This window comes from Paenibacillus luteus, from assembly GCF_006542765.1.
GTDB lineage: Bacteria > Bacillota > Bacilli > Paenibacillales > Paenibacillaceae > Pristimantibacillus > Pristimantibacillus luteus.
Window position 1 is genome coordinate 45,994 of record NZ_SKCD01000022.1, and the last position, 13,865, is coordinate 59,858.

General features: G+C 40.5%; 9 protein-coding genes and 1 pseudogene. All 10 read right to left on the minus strand.

Features of this window, described 5'->3' with window-relative positions; genetic code table 11:
• Positions 1–327 precede the first annotated feature (327 nt).
• Positions 328–1,521, minus strand: coding sequence for a winged helix-turn-helix domain-containing protein (locus tag E0496_RS16980; protein WP_141502972.1), 1,194 nt, complete (start codon positions 1,519–1,521; stop codon positions 328–330).
• A gap of 157 nt (positions 1,522–1,678) precedes the next feature.
• Positions 1,679–1,813 (minus strand): hypothetical protein, encoded by a 135-nt coding sequence (locus tag E0496_RS36900; RefSeq protein WP_277755863.1) that lies wholly within the window; start codon positions 1,811–1,813, stop codon positions 1,679–1,681.
• A gap of 552 nt (positions 1,814–2,365) precedes the next feature.
• Positions 2,366–2,752 (minus strand): annotated as a pseudogene (locus tag E0496_RS16985) (manganese catalase family protein); the annotation flags it as partial.
• 226 nt (positions 2,753–2,978) lie between these two features.
• On the minus strand, positions 2,979–3,776 hold the full coding sequence (locus E0496_RS16990; RefSeq protein ID WP_241674869.1) for an SDR family NAD(P)-dependent oxidoreductase: 798 nt from the start codon (positions 3,774–3,776) through the stop codon (positions 2,979–2,981).
• 385 nt (positions 3,777–4,161) lie between these two features.
• Complete coding sequence (locus tag E0496_RS16995) at positions 4,162–5,676, minus strand: MDR family MFS transporter (protein WP_141502973.1); 1,515 nt, start codon at positions 5,674–5,676, stop codon at positions 4,162–4,164.
• 188 nt (positions 5,677–5,864) lie between these two features.
• Positions 5,865–8,666, minus strand: a complete 2,802-nt coding sequence (locus E0496_RS17000) for a glycoside hydrolase family 78 protein (RefSeq protein ID WP_141502974.1) — start codon at positions 8,664–8,666, stop codon at positions 5,865–5,867.
• A 151-nt stretch (positions 8,667–8,817) separates the two neighbouring features.
• Positions 8,818–10,233, minus strand: coding sequence for a family 43 glycosylhydrolase (locus tag E0496_RS17005; RefSeq protein ID WP_141502975.1), 1,416 nt, complete (start codon positions 10,231–10,233; stop codon positions 8,818–8,820).
• A gap of 84 nt (positions 10,234–10,317) precedes the next feature.
• Entirely contained in the window at positions 10,318–11,838 is a 1,521-nt protein-coding gene (locus E0496_RS17010) for an ABC transporter substrate-binding protein (protein WP_141502976.1), read from the minus strand.
• 131 nt (positions 11,839–11,969) lie between these two features.
• Complete coding sequence (locus E0496_RS17015; RefSeq protein WP_141503311.1) at positions 11,970–12,815, minus strand: carbohydrate ABC transporter permease; 846 nt, start codon at positions 12,813–12,815, stop codon at positions 11,970–11,972.
• Positions 12,816–12,872: 57 nt separating this feature from the next.
• The gene (locus E0496_RS17020) at positions 12,873–13,808 is read right to left on the minus strand and encodes an ABC transporter permease (RefSeq protein ID WP_241674870.1); all 936 of its coding nucleotides are present in this window, start codon (positions 13,806–13,808) and stop codon (positions 12,873–12,875) included.
• Positions 13,809–13,865 lie beyond the last annotated feature (57 nt).

Here is a 13,865-nt window from a genome sequence, read left to right on the forward strand (position 1 = left end):
AGCAAAAGGGCACAGACCCGTACCGTTAGGATAACCGGCCTCCGGAAGTACGTGGAGAAGCGTGCAACAGAACAGTAAAAAAGGAGCGAAAACTCGCCTCTTCTGTTCCCGCATGCGCTTCCATTGCCGAATTTGACGGTACACCCCTCTTCTATCCGAATAGCGATTTATCTATTGGAGAGATCCTGCGAATAAGCGAGCATTCGTGAGAAAACTACATTTTACCGAGGGAGCGTAACGAGGCAACCGATCAAGGTAAAGGGCAAAAGTTGAAGATTCGGCAACGAATTAAACAACTTTATTATCTATATACAAATACAGGAAATATCAGTTCATAGAATCTGCCGAAATCGTCTCACACCCGTTGAATAACGCAAACTTTTGGAAACAACTGTTCAAGGCTGTTCGCAATTGTGTTGTTTGCTTCACACCGTTCTCGTACCAGATGTTTTTAACAACGAGAGTTCCAGTTTTTCGCTCCGCAATGATCTCGGCTCGCCCAATGAAGCTCTCTCCATATAATAAAGGCAGTACATAATAGCCGAATTTTCGTTTGATTGCAGGAGTGTAAATCTCCCAGGTGTAATCGAAGTCAAACAATTCGTTGATAAGTTTTCTGTCCCATATGAAATTATCTAGCGGGGCAATAAGCTCGCAACGCAATTTCGGCTCCTGATTTTGCAGAACGGCTTCAATAAGCGGTAAATCCTCCGCGAGGCAGTACAGCATATCCTTCATTTGTTCCACGGCAACAGCAACAATGCAAGCTTCATGTAATAGCTGGCGGAAAACCTCGTTACGCTGTGCTGCTTTCAACCCCCATATATTCAGCCATGCATCTGACGCACGATTCCATAAGAGACCAACAGAGCTAATTCGACGAAGTACCCGCCACTTATGATGCTCAAGCTCATCCTCCAACGGCTCTGATGCATTCAGCAGATTTGGCTGTATGTACTTCTTGGAGATATCGTAATATTTACGCGTTCCTTTTTTATGATGGATAATCAACTCACCCGTCGAATACATCTGTTCCAGCACCGATCGAGATGAATTGTTTCCACCGCTCCAATGGATGACCGATTGCCAAGAGAAATCTCCATCCAATTTTAAATCATTCGAACTTAGCGCACCGTGATTTTGGATATGAGCCCGTACTTGCGCTGTCAACGCTTCCATTTCGGGATAGCGTTCGGCATGTTGCCTTGCGGCTTGCCTGTATCGCTCAAAATACGGCCAGTCCTCGACAGGGATAATGGCCAGGTTCTTGTCGGGATAATCGACAAGGCTTCTATCCTCATAAAGCAACTCGGCGAGCATTCCCTTAGTAAATCCCTTAATTCGCGACTGTAGCACCAATTCTGCGTTTTTTCCGCAAACATCGATGGGGTCGTATTGAATACAGTTGACCTGCCGAGCAAAATCCAATACGCCCTGCTTCCCACTAAATTTATATTTGCCCAAAAGCCCATGCTTCAACAACAGAAATTGCCGTGCCTGGCGGTTTGTTAATTGAATCATGTTTGTTCGCACCTACCTCTAGTTTAGTTTTTTATTATATTACAGTGGAGGCTGGAGGAAAAAAAAGAAGACGTGGAGGAAAATTCATTTCACGTACTCGCTGAGAATGTTTCTTGTACTTTTTATCGGCTGGCTTGAGTCCAATGTAATATCGAACTCAAACCAACCAATCAGCCGTATAATCCTCATCAGATAGCTTGGCTACCTCTACCTTGACTGCCTCTGCTGCTTTTTCGTAAGTTGCTACAATATCTTTTGCTGTCGCTGGAGCTGGTTCATCTTGACCAATCATAGGTACAGTTAAACCTGCTAAATGACTAAAATAACCTGTTGTTTCTACTAAATGCAGCCTAACCAACCTAGTGTACTATGATCTTCCAAAATACATTGTCCTAATTTGTCATCGGTTACGGCTTGTAATACTTGCAATGTCCCTTTCACAGCAACTGCCTATTCCTTTGAAAAATCATCCAGTTGTCGATACATCCAAACTACTCCTCTATCATTCACTACTCTTTTATCATACAAAATATTTGCTCAAAAGAAAAGGGAAACGAGAACATTTGTTCTTAATTAAATGAGCGTACAAAAAACTCTATATTCGCCAAACTTGAGAATACCGCCAAACAGGTTAGCGAGGTATACAGATGCACGATCTGAGTGTTCATCGGAAGTTGGAAATACTTTTCACTACTCTTCAATCAGAATAACGATTTATCTATTGGAGAAATCCTGCGAATAAACGAGCATTCGCGAGAAAAATGTATTGTACCGAGGGAGCTTAATAACATAAGTAGGCAAAAAAAACCTCCCCGCAGCACCCAACCCTGCAGAGAGATTCCCTCTAATAAAAGATCTTCTCATCCCGTTTTTCCTTAAGTATTTCCACCGCTTCCCGAAACCGCAGCGAATGCACGATCTCGCGCTCCCGCAGGAACTTCAAGCTGTCCTGCAAATCCACGTCATCTGTCAGGTCAATCAGCCACTGATAAGTAGCGCGAGCTTTCTCCTCCGCTGCAATATCCTCATACAGATCCGCAATGGGATCGCCTTTGGCCTGAATATAGGCAGCCGTCCACGGAACGCCGCCAGCGTTCTCATAGAACAAAGCACTGTCGTGGGCGACGTAATGTGCGCCAAGCCCGGCTTTTTTTAATTGCTCCAGCGTCGCATCCTTTGTCAGCTTGTAGATCATGGTGGCGATCATCTCTAGGTGAGCAAATTCGTTGGTACATTGTAATTGACAGTGATGATTTTCCTATATACATTATGGCTTTTCGATTCTCATTTTATTTATTTTAAATAATAATTTTAAAGAAACAGTGCGATACCACACACCAAGAATATCAAAACAGTTAGACTCGTTAAATTTATAAAAAGGATTTGTGTCTTTAACGAAAAAAAGTTGATCGAACAACGCTGATCAACTTTTTTCATTTAATACTTCTCAATTGAATCTAGAGTGTCAAACCACCGTCTGCTAATACAATAGAGCCAGTCATATAACTGGAAGCATCTGAAGCCAGAAACGCAACAATCTCTGCCAACTCTTCTGGCTCAGCAAAACGTCCAATTCTCATATTAGGAAACTCTTCAGGTTTGTATCCACTCTCTTCCAATTCTTGTGGTACAGCGGCTGTCATACTGGTCGCAACCCCACCAGGGCAGATTGCATTTACCCGAATCCCTTTTCTTACATATTCAATTGCAGCGGCTTTTGTCAAACCAGCTACCCCATGCTTACTGGCGGTATAAGACGCAAGACTATGCTCAGCCCGGATCGCTGTGGTAGATGCTGTATTGATAATATTTCCGTACCCTTGTCTATCCATCACTTGAAGAACATACTTCATGCCTAAGAATATTCCTTTGAGATTGACATCAATTACCCGACTGAATTCTTCCTCGGAGATGTCTTGAAAACGCTGAAATCTTTGCATGATTCCGGCATTATTGAATAGAACATCAATCTTCCCATAGGTGTCTACGGTCTTTTGCACATAATATTTCACATCCACACTTTTAGATACATCTGCCTGTACAAAAAATCCCTCTCCGCCGAAACTTTTGACGAGATCAAGCGTTTCTCGACCCGACTTTTCATTAAAATCAACAAGAACTACTTTCCCGCCTCGAGCTGCAAGCTTAATACTACTGGCTCTTCCGATTCCACTACCTGCTCCTGTAATGATGATCACTTTTCCTGCATGAGTAAGAGGTCTAGACTCAGAGTTTGAGACTTCATTTTTAGTTATAGCAGTATTAGTCTCGAAAGAAATCGTCGATAAATCGAGTTTTAGTGAGTCAAGTACGTTTGAAGAAATGTTCACCTGAGGTAAAGCTGATAATTGATTTAATGTAAAATTAGACGCCATTTTAAAAAGTGGTTCATTCACATACTCTGGCAAATACCTCGTCAGAATTTTATATGCTTCCTCATTTTCCAGCAACTGACCAATTTTAATGTTTTCGTTATAGACCAAAGTCAAGTCAACTCCTCGAAAAATTTTGTAGAACGTCTGGTGAGTCCTCTTTACTCAGTAACTCTATACCATGATTCTTTTTGAAGATAATATATTTATTACTTTGCTCTTTACAGGATAATAAACAAAAACACAAACAAATGGATTAATGACAAATTTAATGTGATAAGAATCGCTCATTCTCTATCTCACTTACAGGAGGAATTGAACGCTTTAGAAACATTACAGCTAAGAATAAGGCGATAATTACTAAAGCGAATGCAAGTAGGAATGCATGTTTCATGCCTTCAGTCATCGCGAATACTTCCAAATTCAATATCGTCATCGTTCCCGTGTTCTTAACCAAAAAATTATTGGAGCTTGTTGTCATGACTGTCACGAGCAACGCCATGCCTATAGCGCCTCCAACCTGCTGGAGTGTACCACTTATTGCTGTACCATGTGGATACAGCGATTTTGGCAATTCATTTAGCCCATTCGTCATTACTGGCATCATCAGCATGGAAATACCCAGCATGAACAAGGCATTTAAAGTAGTCACCATCGAATAGGCGGTCGACACCGTCATGAATGCAAACCCTAATAAGGTGGAGGCCATCAGAGTGAGTCCAATAAGCACAAGCCATTTAGCTCCGAATTTATCGAACAATCTACCTGTAACAGGTGACATGATTCCCATAATAATCCCACCTGGTAGCATAACTAAACCAGCCTTTAGTGAGGTGTATCCAAAGGCGTTCTGAAGGAAAATAGGGACCAGCATCATGCTTGCGAATAACGCCATATTTACAATCGCCGAGATAATGACCGATATCCTATATATTCGGTATTGAAATGCTCTTAAATCTAACATAGGTTCTTTCATAGTTAATTGCCGCCAACAAAATATTCCAAGAGCTATACAACCAGTTACAATTGAAAAGATAGTCATGGGCTCAGTCCAACCCCCATGTCCTTCCCCTGCGCTACTAAATCCGTAAACCACCCCTCCAAAACCCAGAGTTGAAAGCAGTATCGACAATAAATCGAACTTATGGTTACGTGATTCCGTTATATTTTTCAAACTGAAATAAGCAAATATGATTATGGCTATTGCAATTGGTAATATACTGTAGAACAGCACTCTCCAGTTGTAATGTGTGACAATAAAACCAGATAACGTAGGACCGATTGCGGGAGCGAAGGTAATAACAATACCGATCGTCCCCATGGCTGTTCCCCGTTTATGATGGGGGACAAGCGCTAGCACGACATTTGTCAATAATGGAAATAACAATCCTGTCCCCGCTGCTTGAATTAACCTACCGACAAATAGAACAACAAAACTCGGAGCAATCGCCGCCACGAGAGTACCTGTAGTAAACACCACCATCGCCGAAAGAAACAAGTCTCTTGTGGTAAACCTTTTTATTAAAAAGGCGGTAGCCGGAATAAGCACTCCTATTACCAGCAAATATCCTGTACTCAACCACTGTGCAGTATTGGCCGTAATACCCAGATCATTCATTATCGGTGTCAACGCTACATTCAACAGCGTTTCGTTCATAATGGCTACAAATACTCCGAGAATCATAACAATTACAATTAATCCATTTCTTTTGCCACCGAATATTCCCTCATGCTTCACTTGATGGTTCGTCTCAATCTCGGACTTGAGTTTTGCAACTTCCATTTACTCCAACTCCTAACTATCTCTAAAAAAATTTCTGAGTTTTTCTGATAATGAACAAAACCCCCTCAGAACGACTTATCTATTCTTTTATAGTTCCAATATCCTGCCGCCAGCAGTCCTATCACAATCTAACTAGAATTCAATGCTTGGAACTTCGTCTGTATCAGTTCCTGATAACTATTTTTGTACTAGCTTATCATTTCATAAGCAAAGCTATATTCCCCACTACCTACTTCTACTGTGACTCCCGCTTCACTTTCCGTAATCAAACGAATACCATCTTCTAACTCTATATCTCGTTTACGAACTCCTGTTAATACGAGCGTAGCTGTAGTATTGGCCGGAATCTCGATGTAAACCTCGACTTTTTGTGCGTTAATGCTCCATTCTGATACAATTGTTCCATATATCGAATCGTATGAGGCCTTAGCGTAAGTGAGGCTACACTTTAAGTCCGGATGAATGATAATGTGTTTGTAACCAGCTTGGGTTTTATCTATTCCAGCAATTCTTCGATACAACCAATCTCCTACACAACCAAATGCGTAATGATTGTATGATACATCAGTAATCTTCCCATCTGGACGAATAGCCTTCCAACTCTCCCAGATGGTCGTCGCTCCCTTCTCAACTTCGTACAGCCACGAAGGAGCTTCCGTTTGGTAAAGTAATTGATATGCAACATCTGATCGTCCGTTATTATAAAGAACATCTAATAAGAAGGGAGTAGAAACAAAGCCTGTATCTAACCGATTCCCATTATTCTCAATTAACTGTACCAATTGATCCAATACTTTGCTGTGCACCGAATCAGGAATCATGTTCATGTGCAGCGCAAGCACGCACATGCCTTGAAAATGTGTTTTCAGCGTACCATCTCCATTAAGATACTCCTCCGAAAATGCTTTTCTAATTTTAATATTTAAATTATTATAACGAAGTGCATCTGTTTCATGACCGATCACAGATGCGATATTAGACAATAATTTAGTAGAATGTGCAAAAAAGCTTGTAGCAACCCAGTCCTTCGTCATTTTCATGTTTTGCATGAGATCTGGTCCATCGCCTTGATCAAAGCTCGGAATGTTCCAGTCACCAAAATGTTGTCCCGTATTCCAAAGATATTTCTGACGTTCCCGTTCTTCATCAGTCAACTGTCGACCTGCAATTTCATTTGGAATCTGCTCTGCTGCTGTCTTCTCGATATAGGAGACCCACTTGACCATCGCCTCATAATTATCCTCAAGTATGCGGGTGTCTCCATAAACTTGATAAAGGACCCAAGGAACAATGACAATCGCGTCTCCCCAACCCGCACTGGATTCAAGTCCAGCCGCTGCGGTCTCCTTCAGATAGGCACTAGGAGCTGGAACAACATTAGGAACTTGACCATCAGGGAATTGCTCAATAACAACATTGCGCAACCACCTCGTTAAGAAGGCATTCATGTCCATATTAAAAGCAGCAGTAGGGGCGTAAACCTGAATATCCCCTGTCCATCCCGCCTTTTCTCGCTGCGGACAATCCGTCGGTATAGATAACATATTTGCTTTTTGACTCCATACAATATTTTGTTGAAGTCTATCCAATCGATGATCCGAGCATGTGAATTCTCCACTTGTTCTCAAGTCCGACGAGAGAATGATGCCAGTAAAGTTTTCTTTCCTCACAATACCGGGAAAACCACTTACTTTAATAAAACGAAAACCATGATACGTGAATTTAGGTTCGAAAGTTTCTAATGTTCCACCTCTAAGAATATAAATATCTTTTTGTTCTTTATTTCGTCCTAAAATATTATTAGTAAAGTTCCCGTCTTCATTAAGCACTTCACTATGCTCTAGGACGATTTCGGTTCCACTTTGTCCATTTACGTGCATACGTACTCTGCCAGCGATGACTTGCCCAAAATCGAGGACTACTTCGCCCTTAGGAGTCATTAAAATGCGATCAATTTGAATTTCATCGATCACTCTTACCGGTTCACCATAATGTGCTACGATGTTTTCAAATCCATAGTTAACTATCTCAACTTCATTCCAATGCGAGTCTTCAAAATCAACTTCGCTCCATCCTGCTTGTTCGAGACGAGCATCTACCATTTCCCCGATAAAAAGATCCGAGTATCTCACGGACCCATATGAAGACTTAAAGCGTCCATCAGATACCATTAATTGTTTACTTCCATCGACGTAATCTATTTCTAACTGAAGTAACAAGCCAAGTTTATTACCATATTGACAGCTTTCTCCGGAAAAACTGATTCTACCTGCGTACCAGCCATCCGAAAGTATAACTCCGATTGCATTGTTTCCTTCCTTAAGTAACGAGGTAACATCGTAAGTCTGATATTGTAAATAATCAGGATATGATGTGTATTCTGGCGCCAACTCAAAGTTTCCAATTTTCGAACCATTAAGTTCCAGATGATAAATTCCATGGGCGGTAACATAAACTCGTGCACGTTGGATCTGACCATTCGCATCAAACGATCTTCGTAGAATAGGACATGGATGAAGACGCTCCGTGATCGGCAATTCCACTTTATTCTCGTGCATATTCATGTAATCAAATGGCGCTTCTCCTGTGACCAGATTTTGCATCGGCTCAATCCATTGAGCCGACCAATCCGATGGGTGAAGCAGCCCCATCTCCCAAAACGCCATGGTGCTCCACTCGGATTCTGTACCTTGTTCATCCCATATTCTTACCTTCCACTCGTAACGAATGCGAGAAACAAGTTCGGGACCTATATAAGGGACATAAGCCGATTGATCTGTTGTAACTCTCCCACTGTCCCAATGCATAACACTATTGGAAAAAGAATCAAGAACTTTCACAACAATTTGATAAGCAGTTTGATATACGCCTTTACGTTTCGAACTTATTTTCCAACTAAATCGCGGTTTTTTCACATCGATTCCTAGAGGATTTTCCTGCGATTCGACCAACAATTGATAAATTACTGTTTTTTCTTTAGCTTTTAGCATAGTTACCGAGTCTCCTCTTTACATAATCAATCCATATATAGTAATTTAGTTGTTATTTTTTTCATTGAGCTGTAAAGTCTACTGAAACATATAGATGTTCGAGAACCTCATAGAGTTATATTATACGGCCGAACCATAAAGCAGTTTAACCTCAGCAATCAAGCCTAAACGAAGCAAGGCTAACACTGCCGTACCCCACATATTTAAAATACAACGCCTGCACGCCATCCGGAACAGATATAGGGGCTGAATACTCTGTCCATTCGTTCATCATTTTCACCGGAATACTGCCAAGCTCATGTCCGTTCCATGTAGTCATAACCTTAAAAGCTCCTCCCCAGCCTCCGCGAGCTTTTATTGTAATTTCCTTGACACCTCTACAATCAAAATACTTAAAGCCCGCTACTGCGCCTTCTCTCATGTTGGCTATATAGCCGATTTCTTCGTCTCCGTCCTTACCTTCCTGTGTAATCTTAGGGAAACGGCAGTCCATCCAATCACCCGGTCCTGGCATAGAGGGCTCAATATCAATACAAAATAGATTACAAGCAAGATAGGCCGGATATTCACCATTACCAATCAGAGGCCCACAATTCGGACCACATGATGTCATCTCCACTTGAGGTATCGTTCCATCTTCAAGAATCTCAATTGGTTCCATACATCCTTGCCTGCTAAAACACGTTCCGTTTGTATGCCTATGATAAAATACATACCATTTATCCTTAATATTAACGATGCTCCCATGGTTATTGCCTCCAAAATACATTGCGAGTTCAGAAGGTTTGTAGGTGTCGATATAGCTATCATTATTGCTGATTATGGTCCCCCTATATTTAAACCCATGAGTAGGCGATTTACTCGTTGCATAGCAGAGCTCGTGATAATTAATAGAGGAATAAATAAAGTAATAGGTGTCACCCCATTTTCTTATCGAAGACCCTTCAAAGAACTCATGCCCTTCGAATCCGGTACCTTTACCATAAGAATCACTAGGTGCAACCACTTTCGATGATTCTGTTATGGTAATCATATCTGATGCTAAGACAGTTACCTTCGCTCCCTTTCTAGATGCATCACCTGTCATGCAGGACCCAGTGTAGAGATACACAGTGTCTCCTTCAACTAATAAAGCAGGATCGAATTGAGGTTCATCTCCCGCCTGATTTCCTAGAAGCGTACCATCCTCGTAGTGTACATCACCGTAATATTCATACTTACCTGCCGGGGTCTCACATACTGCTACAGATACAATTTGTTGTTTGTCCAAAACGTAATACAAATAATATCTTCCGTCTGGACCTTTAGCCACATCCGGGGCATAAAGGCACATTTCACCATCTGAATTTCTTGGATCGTCTGTTTTTTTATAAATACACCCTTCATATCTCCAATCCGCCAGATCATTCACTGGCGCTGACCAGCATACATAATCGTTCAAGCAAAAAGCATATCCGTTAAATTTATCATGGGAACCATACAGATATACCCTATTGTCGAATACGTACGGTTCTCCATCAGGGATATATTCGAAAGATGGCAGATATGGATTAATTCCTTGTTGCATATTTATTCAACTCCTTTAATTGTCCTTCAAACAAGAAATAAACCAAAGGATCCCGACATGGGACCCTAAGCTTTATTAATATCTTTATTTATTACTTACTGCCCAAGCGTCAAGTTGTTTTTGTTTCTCTGCAATTATTTTATCCATACCTGCAGCTTTCAATTGCTTATTAAAATCCGGCACTTTAGTAGCGGGGTCAATCATACCTGTTTCCAATGCTACTTGATATTGATTCATAACATTGGTAACAGCTGCGATTTCCGTTCTGACAGGTTCAGAGTCAAAGTTAAATCCTAAAACTTTCGATTTCAAAGCGTTTTTAGTAGCCGCAGCTGCCTTTACGTGAACTTCAGGATCCTCACCCTTAAGATGATACGATAGTAAAGAGTTTCCAAACATCCATACTTGAGCAGGAAAGTAAGAAGAATTAGAAGCATTAACACCCTCTGGGAAGTCAATAATGTCGTCTGATACTTTTACATAATGTTTTCCTTCGATTCCGTAGTTCAATAAATTAACCACATCTTTATCCGTATACATGAGCTCAAGTAGCATCATTGCGCGTTCCTGATTCACCGTGTTTTTGGCCATACTCCACATAAATGAATTTATCGAACTTGTGGCAATAGGAGCAGACTTGAGATGTACAACTACGGTTTCTCTTCCGGTTGATGAATCCTCATTAAACCACGGGTCAATTAAGTTGGGATATGAAAAAGCTTTTCCTGCTTTCATAAGATGAAAACCAGTCTCCGTACTCGTAGCACTATCTTTGTCTATATAACCAGCTTGATACCATCTTCTAACGGTATTCAACAAATATGCATTTTCTTCAGTTTCAAACCAATTTACCACCTTTAATCCAGGATCTTTGTTTGAAAGTCCAGTTCCATCACCAAGCAATTCACCGTTAATACCATTAAGAACCGTAAGAATAGAGTTACTGGATTTTGCTATTGGTGTTATATTGGGTTCATTTTCTTTAATAATCTTGAAGATTGGATCCAAGTCATCTAAAGTTTTTATTTTCGAGGCATCAATCTTATATTTTTCTACCAGGTCCTTGCGCATCAAAATAGAAATATCTTGTGCCATGTTTCGAATAACCGGAATACCGTAAGTCTTACCCTTTATTTTCACAGCATTCAAAATATCGGAGCCAATCGTCGTTTCGAACGCGTCCTTGATTCCTTTCCCCTTCTTCTCCAAAAGATCATCTAACTCTACGTACAACCCTTTGGCAACATCCTGACTGTGGGTCCCGAGACCGCTAATCATCAAATCCACTTGTTCGTTTGAGGACAACATCAACGTTTTTTGTTGACTATACGCTCCAAATCCGATTGGTACCAGTTTTACGGTCGCATTGATCTTTTCTTTCGTAATTTTGCTAATCTCGTTCTGAACCAATTCCATATCCTTCTGGTCAGTAACCATTGGGAATGCCACTACTAAATTGACCGGTTTTAAATCACTACTTGTTTCTCCACTTTCGTTGGATGTTGTATCAGAATTCCCACTCTTACCATTGTTACATGCCGCCGTGATCACTAAAGTTAATGCCATAATTGCAAAAAGCACTGTTTTTAAAGCGTTTTTTCTCATTTTAATTGCCTCCCCTTTTCATTTGATGTAACGACTTGCACTATCATCCTAACAGAGAACATGTTTTGGAACTTTCTCATATCCGACATTTCAATTTCAATTATCAGTCATTAACTGCTTCATTGAGTCCTCTAGCCTTTTACTGAACCAATAGTTAGACCCTTAACGAAAAACCTTTGGAAAAATGGAAATGCAATCAACAAGGGAACAATACCTATACACGCAATTGCCATACGCATTGAACCAAGCGGTAGATTAGCCACTAACTCATCACCCTTGTTGCCCATTTGAGTTGATGACTGTAAAAATTGTATATCCTGCAATATCCTGTTCAGCAAGTTTTGTAGACTATAATAATGACTATCGGTGATATAAATCAAACCATTGTTCCAATCATTCCAGTAGAGCAGCGTATAAAATAGTCCTATTGTTCCAAATACAGGTGTCGAAAGCGGGATGATCATTGAATAGAAAATTTTCCATTCTTTTGCTCCATCGATCTGTGCCGATTCAATTAGTGGACGAGGTATAGACGTAGCGAAGAAAGTACGCATCAGAATAATGAAATAACCGTTCATCAGCAAACTGGGTACGATTAATGCCCACAAAGAATTTTTGATTTCGAAAATATTAGTGTAAATCAAGTAAGTTGGTACGAGTCCGCCATTAAACAGCATTGTAAAAAAAATAAAAAAGGCCAGTGTATTTTTAAATGGCATCTCGAATCGTGAAAGTGGGTATGCTAGCATCGCTGTTAAAGCCAAACCTGTAACTGTGCCAATAATAGTGACTAAAATCGTAATACCATAAGCATTCATAATTCCTAGAGAACCATCGAATAAATAGGAGTACGCAGAGATTGAAATATCCTTTGGAAGAAATGAATAACCATTACGGATAATTTCTGAATCATCCGTCAACGAAGCTGAAAATAACAACCAAATGGGTATTAAGCAGAATACGGATAACGAAATCATGAAAATATTAAGAATTATTTGATTTAGTTTATTTGATTTCACTGTAACTACCTCCTTTTAGTACAATGCATTGTCTTTATTTTTTCTGCTTACTATAGCATTAGAAACCACAACAAGAATAAAACCAACGAAGGATTGATACAGTCCGGCTGCAGAGGACATCCCAATGTCACCCATGGTCATCAACGCACGAAATACATAAGTATCGATTGTATTGGTAACCGAACTGAGTAACCCTGAGTTAAGAGGAACCTGATAAAACAAACCGAAATCCGAATAGAAGATCCGACCAATCGCAAGCAATGTCATAATGGAGACGTAAGGCATAATAGAAGGTATTGTGATGTTCCAAATCTGCCGCCACCTGTTGGCTCCATCAATCCTTGCGGCTTCATAATATTCGTTGTCAATGCCAATTATAGCGGCAAAGTAAATAATGCAAGAGTTACCGATTCCTTTCCATAAGCTAACAAGTGTAAGAATCCACGGCCAATATTTTGTCTCGGAATACCAAGAAATTGGGTCTATGCCTAACATTGGCAAGAGGGTGTTATTTAAAAAGCCCTTCTCAACGTCGAGGAACGCAAGCACCAGATAGGCAACAATAACCATCGAGATCAAATGCGGTAAAAGTATGAATGTTTGATACATCTTCGTCAAAAACCGCTTTCTAATCTCATTAAGAATGATTGCTGTCCCAATTCCGGCCGAAGTAGTCAGCGCTATAAAAAGAAAATTGTAAAGTATTGTATTCCTTGTAATAATGTAAGCATCCTTTGTTGCAAAGAGATACTTGAAATTCTCAAATCCAATCCATTCACTGCCTAGTATCCCCTTAGTAAAGTTGTAGTTCTTAAAAGCGACAACTACTCCGAACATTGGCAAATAGTTGTTAATAAGCAGATAAAGTAAGCCTGGGAGGGCCATAAATACAAGCGCCCTGTACCTTTTTGCCTTTCTAAGCTCCAGAGCCAATTTTGCTGTCCATTTCATTTTAGAGTGGTCCGCCTGGGACTTGTACGCGACTTCATTTTTCAAAGCCTTTGCCAC

Bases quoted from the DNA above. Each gene is read 5' to 3' on its own strand.
- E0496_RS17020 (WP_241674870.1), bottom strand. From the start codon at position 13,808: ATGAAATGGACAGCAAAATTGGCTCTGGAGCTTAGAAAGGCAAAAAGG.
- E0496_RS17010 (WP_141502976.1), bottom strand. From the start codon at position 11,838: ATGAGAAAAAACGCTTTAAAAACAGTGCTTTTTGCAATTATGGCATTA.
- E0496_RS17005 (WP_141502975.1), bottom strand. From the start codon at position 10,233: ATGCAACAAGGAATTAATCCATATCTGCCATCTTTCGAATATATCCCT.
- E0496_RS16995 (WP_141502973.1), bottom strand. From the start codon at position 5,676: ATGGAAGTTGCAAAACTCAAGTCCGAGATTGAGACGAACCATCAAGTG.
- E0496_RS16980 (WP_141502972.1), bottom strand. From the start codon at position 1,521: ATGATTCAATTAACAAACCGCCAGGCACGGCAATTTCTGTTGTTGAAG.
- E0496_RS36900 (WP_277755863.1), bottom strand. From the start codon at position 1,813: ATGATTGGTCAAGATGAACCAGCTCCAGCGACAGCAAAAGATATTGTA.
- E0496_RS17000 (WP_141502974.1), bottom strand. From the start codon at position 8,666: ATGCTAAAAGCTAAAGAAAAAACAGTAATTTATCAATTGTTGGTCGAA.
- E0496_RS17015 (WP_141503311.1), bottom strand. From the start codon at position 12,815: ATGATTTCGTTATCCGTATTCTGCTTAATACCCATTTGGTTGTTATTT.